At 71.2% G+C, this 18350-nt stretch carries 19 protein-coding genes and 11 tRNA genes; 21 read left to right on the top strand and 9 right to left on the bottom strand.

The window, feature by feature from the left end:
- Positions 1–30: 30 nt before the first annotated feature.
- Complete coding sequence (locus AB0F91_RS32805; protein WP_360603824.1) at positions 31–357, top strand: VOC family protein; 327 nt, start codon at positions 31–33, stop codon at positions 355–357.
- A gap of 24 nt (positions 358–381) precedes the next feature.
- Here AB0F91_RS32805 and AB0F91_RS32800 read toward each other — a convergent pair whose 3' ends face one another.
- Both AB0F91_RS32800 and AB0F91_RS32795 read right to left on the bottom strand, forming a co-directional pair.
- Positions 382–1077, bottom strand: coding sequence for a type 1 glutamine amidotransferase domain-containing protein (locus AB0F91_RS32800; protein WP_360603822.1), 696 nt, complete (start codon positions 1075–1077; stop codon positions 382–384).
- A 99-nt stretch (positions 1078–1176) separates the two neighbouring features.
- Entirely contained in the window at positions 1177–2229 is a 1053-nt protein-coding gene (locus AB0F91_RS32795; protein ID WP_360603820.1) for a nitronate monooxygenase, read from the bottom strand.
- Positions 2230–2308: 79 nt separating this feature from the next.
- Here AB0F91_RS32795 and AB0F91_RS32790 point away from each other — a divergent pair, with 79 nt between their 5' ends.
- From AB0F91_RS32790 to AB0F91_RS32730, 13 genes are all read left to right on the top strand, one after another.
- Entirely contained in the window at positions 2309–3166 is an 858-nt protein-coding gene (locus tag AB0F91_RS32790) for a LysR family transcriptional regulator (protein WP_360603818.1), read from the top strand.
- A gap of 108 nt (positions 3167–3274) precedes the next feature.
- Positions 3275–3445: a hypothetical protein gene (locus AB0F91_RS32785; RefSeq protein WP_360603816.1), complete on the top strand. Its 171-nt coding sequence runs from the start codon at positions 3275–3277 to the stop codon at positions 3443–3445.
- Between the two features lie 201 nt (positions 3446–3646).
- A tRNA-Tyr gene (locus AB0F91_RS32780) sits at positions 3647–3731 on the top strand.
- 5 nt (positions 3732–3736) lie between these two features.
- Positions 3737–3811, top strand: a tRNA-Glu gene (locus AB0F91_RS32775).
- A 1-nt stretch (position 3812) separates the two neighbouring features.
- Positions 3813–3886, top strand: a tRNA-Arg gene (locus tag AB0F91_RS32770).
- Positions 3887–3898: 12 nt separating this feature from the next.
- Positions 3899–3971, top strand: a tRNA-Asp gene (locus tag AB0F91_RS32765).
- Between the two features lie 145 nt (positions 3972–4116).
- Positions 4117–4188, top strand: a tRNA-Glu gene (locus AB0F91_RS32760).
- 1 nt (position 4189) lies between these two features.
- Positions 4190–4263, top strand: a tRNA-Leu gene (locus tag AB0F91_RS32755).
- A 41-nt stretch (positions 4264–4304) separates the two neighbouring features.
- Positions 4305–4378: transfer RNA gene (locus AB0F91_RS32750), tRNA-Leu, on the top strand.
- A 5-nt stretch (positions 4379–4383) separates the two neighbouring features.
- Positions 4384–4455 (top strand) — tRNA-Gln (locus AB0F91_RS32745).
- A 10-nt stretch (positions 4456–4465) separates the two neighbouring features.
- Positions 4466–4537: transfer RNA gene (locus AB0F91_RS32740), tRNA-Gln, on the top strand.
- A 137-nt stretch (positions 4538–4674) separates the two neighbouring features.
- Positions 4675–4764: transfer RNA gene (locus tag AB0F91_RS32735), tRNA-Ser, on the top strand.
- Positions 4765–4790: 26 nt separating this feature from the next.
- Positions 4791–4862, top strand: a tRNA-Arg gene (locus AB0F91_RS32730).
- A gap of 603 nt (positions 4863–5465) precedes the next feature.
- On the opposite strand, the gene AB0F91_RS32725 is transcribed toward AB0F91_RS32730, so the two are convergent.
- Positions 5466–5831 carry a hypothetical protein gene (locus tag AB0F91_RS32725; protein ID WP_360603814.1) on the bottom strand — a complete coding sequence of 122 codons (366 nt, stop codon included), beginning with the start codon at positions 5829–5831 and terminating at the stop codon, positions 5466–5468.
- Positions 5832–5945: 114 nt separating this feature from the next.
- Between AB0F91_RS32725 and AB0F91_RS32720 the strand changes: the two genes are divergently transcribed.
- On the top strand, positions 5946–6392 hold the full coding sequence (locus AB0F91_RS32720) for a hypothetical protein (protein WP_360603812.1): 447 nt from the start codon (positions 5946–5948) through the stop codon (positions 6390–6392).
- Between the two features lie 25 nt (positions 6393–6417).
- Complete coding sequence (locus tag AB0F91_RS32715) at positions 6418–7002, top strand: uracil-DNA glycosylase family protein (RefSeq protein ID WP_360603810.1); 585 nt, start codon at positions 6418–6420, stop codon at positions 7000–7002.
- Positions 7003–7011: 9 nt separating this feature from the next.
- Here the strand turns inward: AB0F91_RS32715 and AB0F91_RS32710 are convergent, their stop codons facing one another.
- On the bottom strand, positions 7012–7923 hold the full coding sequence (locus AB0F91_RS32710) for a glutaminase (RefSeq protein ID WP_360603808.1): 912 nt from the start codon (positions 7921–7923) through the stop codon (positions 7012–7014).
- Between the two features lie 145 nt (positions 7924–8068).
- Positions 8069–9868, bottom strand: a complete 1800-nt coding sequence (locus AB0F91_RS32705; protein ID WP_360603806.1) for a sulfatase-like hydrolase/transferase — start codon at positions 9866–9868, stop codon at positions 8069–8071.
- A gap of 156 nt (positions 9869–10024) precedes the next feature.
- On the opposite strand from AB0F91_RS32705, the gene AB0F91_RS32700 reads away from it, so the two are divergent.
- Both AB0F91_RS32700 and AB0F91_RS32695 read left to right on the top strand, forming a co-directional pair.
- Positions 10025–10456, top strand: a complete 432-nt coding sequence (locus AB0F91_RS32700) for an OsmC family peroxiredoxin (RefSeq protein WP_360603804.1) — start codon at positions 10025–10027, stop codon at positions 10454–10456.
- Positions 10457–10595: 139 nt separating this feature from the next.
- Positions 10596–11330, top strand: a complete 735-nt coding sequence (locus tag AB0F91_RS32695) for a VIT1/CCC1 transporter family protein (RefSeq protein ID WP_360603802.1) — start codon at positions 10596–10598, stop codon at positions 11328–11330.
- 27 nt (positions 11331–11357) lie between these two features.
- Here the strand turns inward: AB0F91_RS32695 and AB0F91_RS32690 are convergent, their stop codons facing one another.
- Both AB0F91_RS32690 and AB0F91_RS32685 read right to left on the bottom strand, forming a co-directional pair.
- The gene (locus tag AB0F91_RS32690) at positions 11358–11837 is read right to left on the bottom strand and encodes an inositol monophosphatase family protein (RefSeq protein WP_360603800.1); all 480 of its coding nucleotides are present in this window, start codon (positions 11835–11837) and stop codon (positions 11358–11360) included.
- Between the two features lie 470 nt (positions 11838–12307).
- Positions 12308–13009 (bottom strand): transglycosylase family protein, encoded by a 702-nt coding sequence (locus tag AB0F91_RS32685; RefSeq protein WP_360603798.1) that lies wholly within the window; start codon positions 13007–13009, stop codon positions 12308–12310.
- Between the two features lie 516 nt (positions 13010–13525).
- On the opposite strand from AB0F91_RS32685, the gene AB0F91_RS32680 reads away from it, so the two are divergent.
- Positions 13526–14131, top strand: coding sequence for a nitroreductase family protein (locus AB0F91_RS32680; RefSeq protein WP_360603796.1), 606 nt, complete (start codon positions 13526–13528; stop codon positions 14129–14131).
- Positions 14132–14135: 4 nt separating this feature from the next.
- Here the strand turns inward: AB0F91_RS32680 and AB0F91_RS32675 are convergent, their stop codons facing one another.
- Positions 14136–14864 (bottom strand): SDR family oxidoreductase, encoded by a 729-nt coding sequence (locus AB0F91_RS32675; RefSeq protein WP_360603794.1) that lies wholly within the window; start codon positions 14862–14864, stop codon positions 14136–14138.
- A gap of 91 nt (positions 14865–14955) precedes the next feature.
- On the opposite strand from AB0F91_RS32675, the gene AB0F91_RS32670 reads away from it, so the two are divergent.
- On the top strand, positions 14956–15642 hold the full coding sequence (locus AB0F91_RS32670; RefSeq protein WP_360603792.1) for a helix-turn-helix domain-containing protein: 687 nt from the start codon (positions 14956–14958) through the stop codon (positions 15640–15642).
- A gap of 143 nt (positions 15643–15785) precedes the next feature.
- Positions 15786–17276 (top strand): glycosyltransferase family 39 protein, encoded by a 1491-nt coding sequence (locus tag AB0F91_RS32665; protein ID WP_360603790.1) that lies wholly within the window; start codon positions 15786–15788, stop codon positions 17274–17276.
- Positions 17277–17436: 160 nt separating this feature from the next.
- Here the strand turns inward: AB0F91_RS32665 and AB0F91_RS32660 are convergent, their stop codons facing one another.
- On the bottom strand, positions 17437–18345 hold the full coding sequence (locus AB0F91_RS32660) for a LysR family transcriptional regulator (RefSeq protein WP_360603788.1): 909 nt from the start codon (positions 18343–18345) through the stop codon (positions 17437–17439).
- Between the last annotated feature and the right edge of the window lie 5 nt (positions 18346–18350).

Here is an 18350-nt window from a genome sequence, read left to right as displayed (position 1 = left end):
GGTTCCGTGGACCTGTACACGATCATGTGCGTGAGCGACTTGCCCCGAGCCTTGGCGTGGTTCGCCGCGTTGCTCGGCCGGCCCGCGGACGAGGTCGTCGGCGAGGAGCACCTGTGGCAGCTGGGCGAAGCGGCGTGGCGCGTGGCCAGCAGCGCGGCAGGTGCGCGCCGAGCGCGTCGGCCGGGCGATGGTCACTCTCGGCGTCACCGACCTCGACGAGACCTCGCCCGCCTCGCCGCGCACGGCCTCACGCACGAACCCGTCGAGACCTACGCCAACGGCGTGCGGCACGTCGTGGTCCTCGATCCGGACGGGAACAGCCTCTCGCTCGCCCAGGCGCCGGCGGAGTCCGCGTAGCCGCGCACCCCGCCGGCGATCAAGCTACTTCAGGGCCTTGAGGAGTTCCTGGGCCAGCGGCGCGGCCGACGCCGGGTTCTGTCCCGTGTAGAGGGTGCGATCGACGACCGTGTACGGCTGCCAGTCCGGCCCGCGCTCGAACGCGACGCCGAGCTTGCCCAGCTCGTCCTCCAGCAGCCACTTCGCCTTCGGGCCGAGGCCGACCGCGTTCTCCTCGTCGTTGGTGAACCCGGTGACGCGGTAGCCGGCGAACGGGGACTCGCCCCGCTCGTCGCGCGTGGCCAGCAGCGCGGCGGGCGCATGGCACACCACGGCAAGCGGCTTGCCCGACGCGAGCGCGGCGTTGAGCAGGGCGCCGGAGTCGGCGTCGTGGGAGAGGTCCTGCATCGGACCGTGGCCGCCGGGGTAGTAGACGGCGTCGTACTCCGGCAGGTTCACGTCCGTGAGCACGATCGGCTCGCGCAGTTCGGCGGCGGATTCGAGGACACGCGCGAGCTTCGCGGCCTCCTCCTCACCGCCGGCCATGTCCGGGTTCAGGCTGCTGCGGTCCACGGTCGGCACCACGCCGCCCGGGGTCGCCACCACGATCGTGTGGCCCGCGTCCTTGAGCGCGGTGTACGGGGCGGCGAACTCCTCGGCCCAGTACCCGGTCGGGTGCCGAGTTCCGTCGCTGAGCGTCCAGTGGTCGGCGCCCGTCATGACGAACAGGACTCGTGCCATGGTTCTCGTTCTCCTCCGGTCGATCACGGATTGCCTTGGTCGGGGTACCCGTTCCGGCGGTCCCCGACCTGTTGCCGAGCTCACCCGTCCGGGTGGCGGCTAGAGCCGGTGGGAAAGCCGTGTGAGGATGTCGGCGGCGGGTTCGGCGGTGGCGTGGCGATAGCCGGTGCCGGCCCACAGGTTGACGCGCTCGGCGTCACCCGCCTCCACGGCTGCCTTGCGCAGCGCGCTGGTCAGGTGGTGCAGGGCCGGGTACCCGGCGGGAGCTTCGGCCGAGTGGTCGTCGGTGAACGCGTTGCGCAGGCCCCGCGCTGGGCGGCCGGTGAACGCGCGCGTGACGACCGTCTCCCGGCGGGCCGGGTCGGCCAGCGCCTCGCGGTGGGGCTTCGACGCGCCGCTCTCGTCGGACCGCAACAGCACGGTGCCGACCGCCACGGCGGTGGCCCCGGCGTTCAGCGCTTCGGCCACGGCCTCGGGAGTGGCGAGCCCGCCGGCGCCGACCAGGGGCAGCGACACGGCGGCCCCGACCTCCCCGAGGAGCCGCGGCAGCGCGACCGCCGGCGGGACGTGGTCGGGTGTGAGCGTGCCCGAGTGGCCGCCCGCGGCCGCGGACTGCACGAGCAGGAGATCGGCCCCGGCTTCGGCGGCAAGCCGGGCTTCAGCGGCCGAGGTCACGGTCTGCGCGACCAGCGTCCCGGCGCGGCGCAGCTGGCCGAAGACCGACGCGTCCGGCAGGCCGAAGGTGAAGCTGACCAGCGGAACGGGGTCGGCCAGCACGAGGTCGAGCTTGGCCGCCCAGTGGTCGTCGTCCTCGGTGATCGCCTGCGGGAGGCCGACGCCGTAGCGGTCGGCATCGGCCTGCAGCGCGCCGGCGTAGCGGCGGTAGGCGTCCGGGTCGACGGGCACCGGGTTGGGGGCGAACAGGTTGACTCCGAACGGGATGCCTCGCGCGCGGGCCAGCGCGATCTGCTCGGCGAGCGTTTCGGCCGTCTTGTACCCGCCGGCGACGAAGCCGAGGCACCCCGCGCTCGCCGCCGCGGCCACCAGGGCGGGGGTGGTGCCTCCGCCCGCCATCGGCGCGGCCAGGACCGGCGAGGTCACCCCGAGACCGGACAGCGAGCTGTGCATGTCGAACGCCTTCCCTCTTTCCACGCGAACCCTTCGCCACCACGCTAGGCACCCGCGGCCGCGTTGGGAAATGCCTGTCCGGCCGCGGCTATGCTCTGCGGGCATGGTTGAGGGCACACCGGCGGGCATCGAATTCCGGCACCTGCGCGCGTTCGCGTCGGTGGCCCGGCTGGCGTCGTTCACGCACGCGGCCCAGGAGCTCGCCATCACGCAGCCCGCTCTCAGCCGGACCGTTCGCCAGCTCGAACAGCTGCTGCGCGTGACCCTGCTGGACCGCTCGTCGCGGCACGTGGAGCTGACGGAAGCGGGCCGGGCGTTCCTGGAGCACACCCTGCGCGTGCTGGCGGAGCTCGACCGCGGCGTCGGCGCCGCCCGCCGCCGGGGCGCGGTCAAACTGGGGTTCAGCTGGCTGCTGCCCACGCCGTGGGCGCAGGAGACCGTGGCTCGGTTCGAACACGCCACCGGCAGTTCGGTCGACCTCGTCCGCATCGACGACCCGCTCGCGGCGGTGCAGCGGGAGATGGTGGACGTCGCGCTCGTGCGCGGGCCGGTGCGTTCGTCGCGGCTGCAGGTCGTGCACCTGTTCGACGAGGACCGGGTCGCCGTGTTCGCGGAGACGTTCCCACTCGCCGTTGAGCCGGAGCTGGCGTGGGCCGACGTGCCGAACTGGCCGCTGGTGGTCAACGTCGTCAACGGCACCACCGGCCCGTGGTCCTGGCCCGAGGGACAGCGGCCGGCGACCGTCGTCGAGACGGCCAACTTCGACGAGTGGATCGAGAGCGTCGCCACGGGGCGCGGGCTGGGCGTGGTGCCGGAGGTCGCGGTGCGGCGCAACATCCACCCCACGGTGCGGTTCCTCCCGATCGCCGGTGCGCCCGCGATCCCGGTCGCGTTGGCGTTCCTGCCGAGCGCGAACGGGCCGGTGCTGCGGCAGTTCGTGGAAGCCGCGATCGGACGATGAAATTGGTTCGGTAATAAAGATTGACACCCGGGTGCGGCTTCGCGATTATGTAATGGAGCTGAACGCAAGGACTCACAGAACCAGTACGGAAACTCAGAGGGAGCCGTCGTGGCGAGCATGGAGAAGCGAGGGTCGCAGCGCCGTTATCCCGGCTGTCTGCGCGATGCGCTGCGCCCGTCGGATGCGCTGTCGTCGATGCCGCGCCTGCCGCAAGAGCGGCTCAGTGGCTCGATGCTGCCTGAAGAGCGGCTGCTGAGCACCGGGGGCTCCCCACCGTGACGTCGTCGACGTCGTGACCGGGAGCCGCCCATCGGGAAACCGATTCGGGCGGCTTTCTCAATTTCGTGCACCCAAAAACGGTGCCACCATCTTTTCGTTGATGTGGTGCGCCCATTTTTCGGCACTTGGTCTTTCGAAACTGCCTGGTCTTTGTCAACTGCACAGCGGAGCAGAAACGCGCTCGCCGGCCGCGGCGAGCACGGTGGGGCTGGGCACAGGTGAGCCCACCCGGCTGTAACCCGGACGCCCTTCGGCGGCTTTGACGGTTCGACTCCGTCCCCCACCACGCGAGGCCGATGAGACTGCTGGCTAGGTCACCGCCCTTTCAAGGCGGGGGACCGGGATCGATACCCGGATCGGCTGCCACACCCCTGTAGCTCAGTTGGACAGAGCGCCGGATTACGGATCCGGAGGTCCCAGGTTCGAGTCCTGGCCGGGGTACGCAGGTTTCAGGCTCACGTGGCCCAGTGGCGAGGGCTGCTCCTTGTCGAGGAGCCGATCGCGGGTTCGAGTCCCGTCGTGAGCGCGCGCCCGGCACCCGAGGGGGGTGCCGGGCCGACGAGTGCGGGGGAGACGGGAACCCATCCGCTTCGGGAGCGGAAGACACCGCGTTCGACTCGCGGGCACTCGACTGAGTTCGATCCCAAGACCGTCGAAGACAGTAACGGCACGGCGCGTTGGTCCAGCGGAACGGACACCGGCCCCTCAAGCCGAAGACGCGGGTTCGACTCCCGCACGCGCTACGCGGTTGTAGCCCCACCGGCAGGGGCACCTGGCCCAGCGCCAGGCCGGTCGGGGTTCGAATCCCCGCAACCGCACGCAGCTCCACCGAGGACGAGTCCCCGCGCGAGGGACCCGCGCCCTCGTGGCCCCACCGGCAGAGGCACCGGACCCAGGATCCGGACCGTCCAGGTTCGACTCCTGGCGAGGGCACGTATTCCCGGGTGGTGTATCCGGCAACACGGCGGACTTTGGTTCCGCAGAGCCAGGTTCGAGCCCTGGCCCGGGAGCACCACGCGATGCCCGTTCGTCCAACCGACAGGACTCCGGACTCTGGAGCCGGCAACCGAGGTTCGAATCCTCGACGGGCGGCGGAGCACCGCAGGACAAGGAGGGCCGGCCGAGTGGCAAGGATTGTTCATCCGTAGTCCGGGACGTGCTGTCGCGGCGCGCGTTCGATCCGCGCGCCCTCCGCGCACAACGGCGGCACCCGGGTGCCGCCGGGCCAGGGAGGATTGGCCGAGTGGTAAGGCAGCCGTTTCGAAAACGGTGGTCGGGTGTGCTGAGCACCCGCGTGGGTTCGACTCCTGCATCCTCCGCAACGCGCCGGCGCGAAGCCGGCGAAGCCCTCGTGGTCCAACGGACACGACTCCGGCGTCCGAAGCCGGGAACGCAGGTTCGACTCCTGCCGGGGGCGCCGCGGCACACCGCGACGCGCGGGGCCCAGTGGCCGGCCGGGGCTCATATCCCCGGATCGCCTGGATCGACACCAGGACGCGCGACCGAACTCTGCTCCGCTGGTGGTTGCCGGCTCCTTCGCAGGGCCGGACTCGTACCTGCGAACGAGGGCCGCGGCGGTTGCCCTCGTTCGCAGGTACGAACTTCATGCTGTGGAATCTTTCCGTTGTGCGGCAAGGAAAATGGCCTTTAGGGTCCGGGTCATGACCGAATACGACAACCGGGCTCCCGCCACCGTCCTCGGAGCCTTCTGGCATTACCTCGCGTCGACCGTCGTCGCGGTCGTCGGCGCGGTCGTGCTCGTCGCGAACAAGCAGACGATCGTCGACGCGATCAGAAACGCCGACCGCGGCCGGCTCACCGAGCCACAGATCAACCAGGCGGCGAACGTCGGCCTGTGGGTCGCGGTCGCGATCGCCGTCGTCATCGCGCTGATCTACCTGTGGCTGGCGGTCAAAACTGAAGGCAGGCCGCAACTGGGCGCGGGTCACGCTGACGATCCTGGTCCTGCTGCAGATCGCCACCCTTGTCGCCGGCCGCGGCGGCACCGTCCTCGGCTACCTCAGCGCCGCCGCGGCGGTGGTCGCGCTGGCTCTGGCGTTCCTGCCTCCGTCCAACGCCTACCTCTCGGCCGACCGACGCTGACCCCCGGTGGGCGGCCCGGGGCAGTCCACTCAGGACTGTCGCAGGCGGCCGCCGTTCCCGTCGATGGGCACTGGACGTCGGGCTCGGTCTTGATGATCAGCACCGTCGTCGTCTCGAGCGAAGTCTCGACGTGCTCTTCACCGAGCTGCACGAAGGAGAAGTCGCCCGCGCCGAGCTCGCGCTCCCCGCCGCCTGCCCACTTGAGCACGCCGTCGACCACGAACACCGAGACCCAGGTCTCGTGGCCGTGGGGGCCGAGCTCGTGGTCCGGTGGCATCTTCACCAGCGAGAGGAACAGCCCGTGGCCGATGGCGTGTCCGCTCCTTCGCCGGGTGAGTCGATCAACGCGTCGGCCTCGCTATGATCCCGGGATCGCCACACCCGGGGGGACCCGCCGATGTCGCAACTGCTGGCCGCGATCGACAGCAGCATCACGGTCGAGTACGGACAGTTCGTGCTGCAGGAAATCCCGATGAGCCGCACCGCGCTGACTGTGGGGGAGCCGCGCGGCGACTGGCTCGTCCTGGGCGGGGCCGGGGGGCTGCTGCTGCACAGCGCCGGGAACGACCACGACCCGGCCGTGCGGGTGGAGCTGTGGGACACCGAGCCGCCGGCCGCGCCCGGCGAGTGGGACCAGGTGGTCACGGTCGCCTGCGACCTGGCCGATCAGGTGCGCCTGCAGTCCGTCACCGCCGCCCTGTCACCCGACGTGCTTACCCTGAGCCGGCCCGGTCCGCACCACGCGCGGGTGCACGAGGGCGGCCGCGCCGCGACGGCGGAGTTGGGCGAAGGGACGTTCGCCGAGGGTGTCGAACGCTGGCTGATCCAGCTCTGGCCCGCGTGAGGCGCCCGGATATTCTCGTCGGACCATGACGAACCTCGACCGGATCCGCGCCGAACTCATCGCCGACCCGGACAACGCGTGGGCGAAGGAAGCCGGCTACGAGCCTGTCTACGCCGCGGAGCCGTCGGCGAAGGTGGCGCTCATCGGGCAGGCGCCCGGGCGGAAGGCGCAGGAGAGCGGAATCCCCTGGAACGACGCCAGCGGGGTGAAGCTGCGCAGCTGGCTGGGGGTGACCGACGAGGAGTTCTACGATCCCGGGCTGTTCGCGATCGTGCCGATGGACTTCTTCTACCCCGGCAAGGCGGCCTCCGGTGACGCGCCGCCGCGCCGCGGGGTGGCCCGGAAGTGGCACCCGCGGATTTTCGCCGAGCTGCCCGAGATCCGGTTGACGGTGCTCGTCGGCAGTTACGCGCAGAAGCACTACCTGCACGCCGGGCGCGGGTGGAGCCTCACGGAGACCGTCCGCTCGTTCCGGGACTACCTGCCGTCGACGATCCCGCTCGTGCACCCGTCGCCGCTGAACGTCGGGTGGCACCTGCGCAACCCGTGGTTCGAGCAGGAAGTCGTGCCGCAGCTGCGGTTGCTGGTGGCGGCCGCGCTGAAGTCCTGAGCGGACGCATCAGAAGATGCTGAGTCCCGTGACGTTCCCGAACGTCTCGAGCGCCATTGCCGCGGACACGGAGTTGCCCTTCTCGTCGAGCCCCGGCCCCCACGCCGCGACCGCGCAGCGGTCCGGCACGATCGCGAGGATCCCGCCGCCGACGCCGCTTTTGCACGGCAGGCCCACGCGGTACGCGAACTCGCCGGCGGCGTCGTAGGTGCCGCAGGTGAGCATGATCGCGTTGATGCGCCGGGCGTCCTGCTTGGACAGCAGGCGCGTGCCGTCGCGGCGGACGCCGTGGCGCGCCAGGACCAGCCCCGCGCGGGCGAGCTCGACGCACGAGGCCATGATCGAGCACTGCCGGAAGTAGTGGTCGAGCATCTCGTCGACGGGGTTGAGGACGTTGCCGAAATCGGCCATCAGGTAGGCCAGCGAACGGTTGCGGTTCCCCGTGCGCGTCTCGGACTCGGCCATCGCCGGGTCGTAGGTGAGATCGGGGTTCCCGGTCTCCGCGGCGAGGAACGCGCACAGCGCACCGCAGGCGTCGCCGGTGTCCGCGAGGAGCTGGTCGGTCACCAGCAGCGCGCCCGCGTTGATGAACGGGTTGCGCGGCACGCCGCGTTCGATCTCCAGCTGGATCAGCGAGTTGAACCGCGTACCGGACGGCTCGCGGTTCACGCGCCGCCAGATCGACGCGTCGTCGCGCCCGAGCACGTGGGCGAGTGCGAAAGCCTTCGAGATGCTCTGGATCGAGAACGGCACCTCCGCGTCGCCCACCTGATGCAGCTCGCCGTCGACGGTCGCCACCGCGAACCCGAACTGGCCGGGGTCCACGCAGATCAGGTCGGGGATGTAGTCCGCCACCTTCCCGGCCCCGATGTGGGGCCGCGTGGCCGCCCAGACCTCACCGACAGCGCGCTCGTAGTCCACCGGCCGCCCTTCCCGCTTGCGATCATCGCGGCCCTGATGATGTCACGACCACCACGGGTCGCTGTCGCAGAACACCTGCTCCGGCCGGCCGTTGCGCTGGGGGCATCCCCCGCCGGTGCTCCCGCTACGGATGTGGCGATCCTGGTCAGCGCCGCAGCACGGACGGTGCTGCAGGATCTGGCGACGCTGGGCTTCGTTCTGGCCTGGGCTGCGACAGCCGGGCGTCGAGTGAGCGCAGGATTCGGGCGGTGAGGCTGGGGGTCGTGGCGGCCAGTTCCCACACCGACAGCGTCGCGATCGAGGCGGCGAAGTCGGCGTTGGCGAGCATGGGCAGGTGGCGCACGAGGATCTCGCGCGCGGCCGGGGCCAGCTCGCCGATCGGGGTCAGGACGGCGGAGCTGAACTCGGTCGCCGGTGGGAGGTCCTCGAGGACGGCGAGGGCGTTCTCGCGTTGGGCGCGGGCGAGCAGGTGTTCGCGCGTCACGGGGCCGTCGGCGGGCAGGCCGAGGCGCTCGAACTGGGACGCGGGCGCGTCGGCGGCTCGCATGAGCTCGACGAGGTGGGTGGCCATCGCGAGCTCGAGGTCGTCGTCGACGAGGGGGTCGGCCTGGCCGGGGTCGGTTTCGAGGTCGAACAGCAGGGTGCCGAACGCGTGCGGGTCTCCCCAGACGTAGCCGGGCATGCGCAGCACCGGTGCGCCCTTGGTGAAGGGCAGGGGCGGGACGAGCTCGGCGTCGCGCAGTTCGGCGGCGGAGAAGCGGTTGTTCATGTGCGTGGGCATGAGCGTGTGCTCGAACAGCGGTTCGTTGGCGGGGGTGGCGGACGCGCGCAGGTAGACGTATCGGCCGTCGGTGACGTTGACGTGCGCGCCGAAGCTGCCGAACAGGCAGGCTTCCCGCGTGGTCGGGCCCGTCAGCGGGAGGCCTTGCATGTCGTCGGGCCTCGGCACACCGAAGAAGTCGAGCAGCGTCGGTCCGAAGTCGACGGTCTGCACGAGCTCGGTCCGGCGCTCGCCGCGCGCGCCGGTGCGCGGGTCCCAGACGAACAACGGGGTGTGAATGTTCTCGTCGTACCAGGGTTGCACGTTCTTCCCCCACCAGCCGTGCTCGCCGAGCAGCAGGCCGTGGTCGGTGCCGACGATGAGGAGGGTGTCGTCCCACAGCGCGTGGGCGTCCATCGCGTCGAGCACACGGCCGAGGGAACTGTCGCACATGGACAGCAGGGCGCGGTACTCGTCGCGGACCTTCAGCGTGTCGCCGGGTTGTTCGGTGACCCGGCGGTAACCGGGCCAGTCGTACTTCGGGCCTTCGTGGTCGAGGGCGTACCGCGCACGGTGGTCCTCGGTGGCGACGAACGGTTCGTGCGGGTCGAAGCACTCGACCTGGAGGAACCAGTCCTGCTGGCCCGCGTTGGTCCCGAGGAACTCCAGCCCGGCGTCGACGGTGAGTGTCTGCGGGTGCTGTCCGGGTTCGAGGAAATGCCGCCGGTTCACCCAGTGCTGGCGCAGCATCGCCGAAGCCCGTCGCCCCGCGACCGCCGGTTCCGGCATCTCGGGATCGGCCACCTGGCCCTTCCAGCGGTCGCCTTCCTGACCGCGGAAGAACTCGTAGGTGTCGAAGCGGTTGTGGTAGGTCGCGCCGCCGTCTTCCCAGTAGTGCTGGTGATCCGTGACGAGGTGGGTGTGGACGCCGGTGCGCGAGAGCAGTTCGGGCACCGAGTCGTCGAACGGCTCCAGCGGACCCCACGACCGGTGCAGGAAGTTGTACCGGCCCGTGTGCAGCTCGCGGCGCGCCGGCATGCACGGCATGCTGCCCGCGTAGCAGTTGTCGAACGTCACGGCCGCCTCGGCCAGCCGCTCGAATTGCGGCGCGAGCACATCGGTCGCCCCGTAGGGCGGCAGGTACCGGCGGTTGAGCGTGTCGAACAGCACGACGATCGCGCGCATGGCCGGTCTCCTCTGCAGGCGGGCTGCACCTCGCTCAGCCTAGGCGGACCTCGGGCCGGGGCAGCCGGAACTTTGGCGAACGCGGTCCGACCCTGATTGACTCTGGTTGCCCGGCTCGGCCGGGCAACCAGACACCCTGACGATTCTGGAGGACGCATGCCCGTCTCGAAGGCGCACGCGAACTGGAACGGCGACATCCCCACCGGGTCCGGGCAGTTCACCGCCGGCGGAGGCAGCATCAGCGGGGGCGTGACGTACAAGTCGCGCTTCGAGGACGGCCCCGGGTCCAACCCGGAGCAGCTCATCGCCGCGGCGCACGCGTCATGCTTCTCGATGGCACTGGCCAGCACGCTCGCCGGCGCCGGTTTCCCGGCCGAAACGATCGAAACGGACGCCTCGGTCACCCTGCGTCCGGTCGACGGCGCGCCGACGATCATCAAGATCGAGCTCGTGACGCAGGGCCGCGTGCCGGGCGTCGACGAGGAGCAGTTCCGCGAGTACGCCGCGCAGGCGAAGGCGGGTTGCCCGGTCAGCCGCGCGCTGGCGGGCGTTCCCGAAATCACCGTGCAGGCGTCGCTGGCCGGCTGAGCCGCGCGGGCGCTCGCTCCCGCCCGGGGTGAGCGCTCGGTCAGTCCGGGCCCCAGACCTCGCTGCCGCGGTGGCCGGGCCGGTGTTCCCGGCCGGGTTCCGGTGGGCGGCCGTGGACCGCCCCGGTGAGAATCGGGGCATGAGTGAACACCCCGACCCCGACCGTCACCGGGCCGCGACCACCGGCTGGGCCCACCGCCACCGCGACGTCTCCGGCGGCTGGCTCCGCCCGACCGTGTTCGGTGCGGTGGACGGCCTGGTCACCAACGCGGCCCTCATCGCGGGTGTCGGCGGCAGTGGCGTCGCGCCGCACACGATCGTGCTCACCGGGCTGGCGGGGCTGGTCGCCGGGGCGTTCTCGATGGGCGCGGGCGAGTACGTGTCGGTGACCAACCAGAACGAGCTCGTGCACGCCGAGGTCGCGCTCGAAGCCGACATGCACGCGCGCTTCCCGCAACAAGAACATGAGGAGCTGGTCACCCGCTTCGTCTCCTACGGTGCCGACGACGACACCGCCCGCCGCATGGCCGAAGCCGTCGCGCGCGACCCCGACCAGGCGCTGCGGCTGCACACGCGGGAGGAGCTCGGCGTCGATCCGCAGGAGCTGCCGTCCGCGCTGCTGGCGGGTGGCGCGTCGTTCGTCGCGTTCTCGATCGGTGCGCTGCTTCCGTTGCTGCCGTACCTGTTCGGGGCGAGCACGCTGGTCGTGTCGCTGATCCTGACGGCGGTCGCGCTGCTGGCCGGAGGGATGACGGTCGGCAGGCTGACCGGACGGCCGTGGGTCCACTCCGGACTGCGACAGTTCGTTCTCGGCGGGCTCGCCGTCGCCGTCACCTACGGTATCGGCCGGTTGATCGGTGGGCCCATCGGCTGAGGGCGGCGGACGGTGATCAGGCGTTTTTCAGCCTGTCCAGGCGGGCGCGTGGAGCTGGGCGGGCGCGGCGAGGAACGAGGTGGCCCGCGGGTGCCAAGGGTTGCCGTCGGCATCGCTGACGAGCCCGCCGGGCTCGCGGGCGATGAGGCTCGCGCCGAGGAGATTGCCGGCGTCGCGGTCGTAGAGCCGGAAGCCGTCCATGCGTCCGGCAGCGACGTCTGCCGATCTGCAGGGAGGTCGGGCCCAGGTTGCGGACCGCGCCGACGTGGGGACGACGGCCGGAAGTGAATGGCCGGTCTGCTCGGCGGCGTTCGGCTGGCTGGTGACGAAGGGCGGCTGGCTGGAGCCGACGAGCGTGACCGGGAGCTCGGCCGTGGTGGACGGGATGAGGCACTCGCCGTAGAGGAGCGCGCCAAGGCCGGTCACCGCGCGGTAGATCTCACCGCGGACGTGGCTGTGAACCACGGCGGCGACCGGTATGGCGTCCTCGGCCCAGGTGATGCTCACGCACCAGTACGGCAAGCCGCGCGGGTACTGGACGGCGCCGTCGGCCAGGTCGACGACCCCGGCGCTGTTCGCCGGGCGGGACGGTGATGTCGATCTCGTCGGCCCATGCCGCACCGGGGCGCAGCGTGGCTCGCGCGGAGTGCGCCCTCGGCCGAGTTTTCCAGTGCGTCGAAGGTCTGGCGGAATTCGGCGAAGGTGGTCGGGGCCGGCGGGCGGCGAGGAGGTGGCCGGCTTCCCGGGCCGCGGTGATCATGCCGTCGATGAGGGTGATTGTCCTGCGCCGTGCCTGCGGGCGAGGACGAGCGGGGTAGGCGGGCCGGTGTTCCCACAACGAGAGCCCGCTTACCCCGCGCGCCTTCCGCCGCGAACTCGCCGAAGGTGCCCGAGCGCACCCGCGGCGGGGGATCCGCGGTGGCTCGCCGTCCGCGTCCGCGGCGCCCGGGGGAAAGCGGCGCGGACGCGGACGGAGGTCACTTCGTGGCGATCTTCTGCCCGACCAGGATCAGGTCGGCATCGGGGACATACGCCGAGTTCAGCTGCTGCAGGTGCTGCCAGCCACCGGCGACGCCGGTGCGGGCCGCGATGCCCGACAGGGTGTCGCCCGCGACGACGGTGTAGTCGCCGTTGGGGTTCGACCGCGTCGCGCTGGCGGGCGTGCTCTTTACCTGCTGCTTGACCTGTGGCTTGACCTGCTGCTTGACCTGCGGCTTCGCCTTGGCCTTGGCCTTGGCCTTGAGCTTGGTTTTCGCCTGGGGCTTGGCCGCCTTGGCCTTGCTGCGGCCGGTGGCGGCGCCGCTGTCGGCGGATCCGGTGCTCAGCTGGCCCGAGAACGAGCCGAAGCCGGCCGGGCCGGAGCCCGTGCTGCACTCCCACGGCGCCGAACCCGACTTGGCGTAGATCCGGTCCGCGACGACCTGCTGCTGGGCGGGGGAGGCCTTGTCCGCGGTCGGGGCGAACTGGCCGCCGCCGTTCGCGAGCCAGGTCTTGGTCACGATCTGGAACAGACCGGCCGGGCGTCCGGCGCGCTGACCGGCCGCGGTGTTGTTGACCGCGGTCGGGTTGCCGGAGCTCTCGCACTTGACCAGTCCGGCCTGCCCGGGGAAGGCGTTGGCCGGGCCGGCGCCGACGAGGCCGATGCCGCCGAGCGCGGCGCCCGCAAGAGCCGCGGTCACGCCGGTGCGTTTCAGAACGGTTTTGGTGTGGCTGGGTTTATTGTGTCGCCCCACGGGGGTGGGCTCCTTCGTTTTCACACCGCGCGCCAGGCTCCGCGCCCGGGGAGGGGCCGCGTCTGCCGGAGTATTGCGGTGGCTTCCGGCCGCTGATCCTCGGGGGTGGATCGCAGGTCACCGCGAAAGCACGAGCAGGTTAAGAACAAGCAACGACATGTGTACAGAGTCCGTGGGAAGCGACACAGATCATCAACGCGCGTAGCAGTGGGGCAACAGCGCGTCATGTCAAGCGCCGGTCAATTGGTGGGTAAATCATGGCTCAACGACAACGAAATCGCCCCTGAGAGGCGATGGTTCGGCTCGGAATCGGTTGCGGTGGAATTTTCCTTACCTGATGAGCAGTTCGCCAAGCGGCACTAGTTTGCGGCGGTCGAGACCGAAACCGGCCGCTCGGGTGTCATGGTTTGGCGATTCGCGAAACTCCGACGGCCGCGGTGGATCTTGCGCCATGCTGATCGCATGGAGTTCTCCGAGGTTCTGCGCCACCGGCGAATGGTCCGGGCCTACCGCCCCGACCCCGTGCCCGAAGAGGTCCTGCGCCGCGTGGTGCGTGTGATCCGCCGCGCGCCGAGTGCGGGTTTCAGTCAGGGGCATCGGCTCGCGGTGATCACGGCGCCCGACGTCCGCGCCCGGATCGCCGAGATCACCGAGCAGCCGTACCTCGATCTCGGCCTTCCGGCGTGGATCTCCGAGGCGCCCGTGCACATCGCCGTCGGGATCCGGGAGTCGTCCTACCACGAGCGCTACCAGGAAGCCGACAAAACCGACGACGACGGTGCGGAAGGCGAATGGACAGTCCCGTACTGGTGGTTCGACAGCGGCGCGCTGCTGTCGCTGCTGCAGCTCGCGGCCACCGACGAGGGCCTCGCCACGGGCTTCTTCGGCCCGGGCGAGCGGGCTCAGTTCGAGGCAGTCCACGCCCTCACCGGTTTCCCTGACGACGTGTTGCTGACCGGCGTCCTGACGCTCGGCTACTCCGCCGAAGACCCGGACGCGCCGCCGAGCGGCAGCGCGGGAAAGCGCCAGAAGCTGCCCCTGGACGAGCTGATCACCTGGCGGACCTGAGCCGTCAGGTCAGGTTCAGGCCACCGTCGACGGTCAGCACGGCGCCGGTCGTGTACGGGCTGTTCAGCAGGCTCAGCACGGCCGCCGCCGCGTCTTCGGGCGCGCCCAGGCGGCCCAGTGGTGCCCGCTCGCCGGCAGCGGCGCGCAGGTCCGTCCAGTCGTGGGTGAGCGGGGTGTCGAGGTAGTCGGGGGCGATCGCGTTGACGCGGATCTCGGGCGCCAGCGCGACCGCGAGCAGCTTGGTCAGGTGGATCAGGCCGGCTTTGCTGACCGCGTAAGGGATCGAGCTGCCGCTCACGGTGAGCCCGGCCACCGACGCCACGTTGACGATCGCGCCGCGGGTGGCTCGCAGGGTGGGCGCGGCAGCGCGTGAGAGGTGCCAAGGGCCGAGCAGGTTGACGCGGAGGACCTGATCCCACCACTCGTCCGGCACGGCGTCGAGGTCCCGGTGTGGGATCTGCCGCGCGATGCCGGCGTTGTTCACGACCACGTCGAGCCGGCCCCACCGCTCGACGGCCGCGGCCACCAGCTTCGGCGCCACCTCGGGGTCGGAGATGTCGCCGTCGGCGTACACAGCGTCCGGAAGCTGCGTGGCGAGATCCTCGCCCGCCTCGGATTTGCCGAAATCGTGCACCACGACGCGGTGTCCCTGTCCGGCCAGCGCGCGGCACACGGCGGCACCGATGCCTCCGGCCGCGCCGGTCACCAACGCGACCGGGCTCTTCGTCGTCATGGGACGGCCTCCTTCGTTCTCGCTCATCGTAATGCGTCCAGAGATTGACTGACTCAGTCAGTCAATCAATACTGGGCACGTGCGAGGAAGAGTGCCGGCGCGACCGGTGGGGGAGATCGCCGAGGCGGCGGCCCGGGTTTTCGTGGCGAAGGGCTACCAGGCGGCCGGGGTGTCCGACGTGTCAGCGGCTCTCGGCCTGAGCCACGGCGCGGTCTACACCTACGCCAAGAGCAAGGAAGCGTTGCTGTACCTGGCTTTACTGCGGTTGATCCGGCCGGACGCGCTGGACTCGCTGGCCACCCCGGTGCCCACGCCGGCGCCGGAGGAGATCGTCGCGTTGATCGACGGCTGGGCCACCGACGACAGCGGCCTCCCCGCGCTGGCCGCGTCCGCCCGCCGGAGGCAGCGGCCCGTCGCCGACGAACTCGGCGCGATCGTCGACGAGCTCTACGGCTTCATCGAACGCAACCGCCACCTGCTCGCCCTGGTCGAACGATGCGCGGCCGACCTGCCCGAGCTCGCCCAGTACTACTTCGTGCAGCGGCGCCGCGGCATGCTCGACACCCTCGCCGGCTACCTCACCCGGCGCATCCGCTCCGGCGCGCTGAACGCCGTCCCCGATGTTCCGGCCGCGGCGCGCTTCATCGTCGAGACCGTCGCGTGGTTCGCCTGGCACCGCCTCGGCGACCCCGACTCCGCCCGCCTCGACGACGACGCCTGCCGGGCCACGGTCCGCCACCTCGTGCTGGCCGCGTTGGTACCCCGTCCCTCGTCCTGACCGGAAGGTCGAGATGTCCTTCGCCACAAGGGAAAGGTCGCGATAGACAGACCGGTCGTCCACGTCTGCGGCGCCGCGGTCCGTCCGCTGGCCCTGGCCGCGTTCCTGCCCTGCCCCTCGTCCTGACCGGAAGGCGTGAAGCCATGCATGACACGGGAAAGCTCGAAACCGACAGACCGGCCGCCCGAGCCGAGCGGCTGGCGTGGCGCCCGACCCTGGTGGTGGTCGCCGTCGTCGGCGCCGTGCACCTGGCGGTGGCGGCGCGCTTCGGCTGGCACCGCGACGAGTTCTACTACGTGGTCTCCGGCCGCCACCTCGCGTGGGGCTATCCCGACCAGCCGCCGCTGACGCCGCTCCTGGCTCGGCTGGCCGCCGACCTGCCCGGCGGCGTGCTGCCCCTGCGGCTGCTCGCGATCGCCGCGCAGCTGGGCTGTGTCCTGCTGGCCGCCAAGCTGGCGGCCGAGTTCGGCGGTCGCGCTCGGGCCCAGACCGTCACGGCCGCGGCGGTCGCCGCGTGTCCCGTGTTCGTCGCGGGCTCGATGTTGTTCGGCACGACGGTGACGGACCAGCTGGCCTGGGCCGCGGTGTTCGTCACGGTGGCGAGGGCGCTGCGGTCGGGCACCGTCCGCGCGTGGCTCCTGGCCGGCGTGGTGGCCGGGGCCGGGCTGGAGAACAAGTACACGGTCGGGGTGCTGCTGCTCGGGGTCGTCGTGGGGCTGGCCCTGTTCTGTCGCGGCGTGTTGCGGACCCCCGGGCCGTGGCTGGCCGGTGCGCTGGCCGCGGTGCTGGTCGCTCCCAACGTGGTGTGGAACGCGCAGCACAGCTGGGCGCAGTTCCGCATGGCCGGCGTGCTCTCGGCCGAGCAGGGCGGGCCGCTCGGGGCGCTGCCGAACGTGCCGCTGCTGCTGCTCGTGCTCGCCGGCCCGCCGCTGATCGCCCTGTGGATCTTCGGGGTGCGGTGGCTGGCCGGGAACCGCGAGCACCGGTGGGTGCTCGTCGTCGCGGTGACCGCCGTGGTCGTCTTCACCGCGGGCGGCGGCAAGAGCTACTACGCGGCGCCGGCCTTGATCGGCCTGTTCGCCGCCGGCGGCGTGTGGGCCGAAACGCGGAACGCGGTCACCCCACGGCGCTGGCGGATCGCGATCGGCTTCTCCGGGGTGTTCGCGGTGCTGATCGGCCTGCCCGTCCTGCCGGTGAGCGCGGAACGGGTGTTCGCCTCGGTCAACCCGCAGCTGGTGGAGACCTACGGCTGGCCCGACTTCGTCGACCAGGTCACGGCCGTCGCCGACAGCCTGCCGCCCGGCTCCAGCGTCTTCACCAGCAACTACGGCGAAGCCGGCGCCCTGACCCTCCTCGGCCCCGACGCGGGCCTTCGGCTGCCGGTTTCCAGCGCCCACAACGGTTATCTCCTGTGGGGCCCGCCCGCCGGCACCCCGGACACCGTGCTGTGCGTGGGGGAGTGGGGTCCGGACTACCTGCGCCGCTTCTGGTCCGACGTCCGCGAAATCGCGCCCGTCACCACCCCCGGCGGCGTCCCGGACGAGGAAACCACGAACCACGCGGCGATTTACCTGTGCCGCCGGCCTCACGGCACCTGGGCGCAGCTGTGGCCGGGACTCAGCCACCTCGACTGAGCCCCCGCCGCACCGCTCCGGCAGCGCCGACGCGTACTCCGTCATCGGCGCGCCCGGCGTGGTCGAGTTCGGTCATCCGGCTCGCCACGTGCCTCTCCGCCGCGCGAGGCGAAAGGTGCAGGCGCCGGAGTTGGTGGCGCCCTGCCGAACCGGCGCTCGCTCACCGCGGCAGTACCTGATCCAGAAAAGCTTGCGCCGCAGGGGAAGCGTTGAACGAGCTCCACGCCAGGTACTCGATGCGGGTGGGGCCGTCGGTCACCGGAACCGTGCGCAGGGCTTCGTCGGCCGCGATGACGAAGGGCGAGAGGAGGCTGACGGCGAGGTTGTGCCGGACGAGGTCGAGGATGAGGGCGGGGCTCATGGCCTCGAAGGCGACCTCGCGGGGGACACCGGACGCCTGGAAGGCGCGGTCGGAGGGCGCGCGGCCGGGGGTGCCGGCGGGGAAGTCGACGAAGGTTTCGCCGGCTAGGTCGGCCAGTTTCAAACGGCGGCGGTCCGCGAGGCGGTGAGCCGCGGAGACAACGGCGACAAGGCGTTCGCGGGCGAGCTCGCGGGTGGCCACTCCCTTCGCGGACGTGGGCTCGGGCAGGCCGAGCAGGGCGACGTCGACGCTGCCCTCGGCGATGGCCGCGATGAACTCGTCGCTGCCGCCACTGTGGAGCCTGATGCGCACGTCGGGGTGGCGTCGGTGGTAACCGCCGAGCGCGGCGGGCAGGTCGAGGGCGGTGACGGTGGGGATCACGCCGATGGTGAGGGTGCCGCGGACCTGCCCCGTCGCGGCGGCGGCGTCCGCGACGGCGCGGTCCGCGGCCTCCAGGCTCGCCCGCGCGGCCGAGAGGAACGCCTCGCCAGCCACCGTGAGGTCGACGCGGCGGCTCGTGCGCGCGAACAGCGTGAGACCGAGCTCGGACTCGAGGGCCTTGATCTGGTGACTGAGCGCGGACTGCACGACGAAACAACGTTCGGCGGCGCGGGTGAAGCTGCGTTCCTCGGCCACCGCGACGACGTAGCGCATCTGTTGAAGCTCCATGCATTGATTATTGCCATTCATCGCTGCGATGACATCCATGTGTT

It is taken from the genome of Amycolatopsis sp. NPDC023774 (assembly GCF_040639695.1).
Classification (GTDB): Bacteria; Actinomycetota; Actinomycetes; order Mycobacteriales; family Pseudonocardiaceae; genus Amycolatopsis.
Note: the sequence above shows the minus strand (reverse complement) of the source record. Positions and strands in the feature narration are given on the sequence as shown.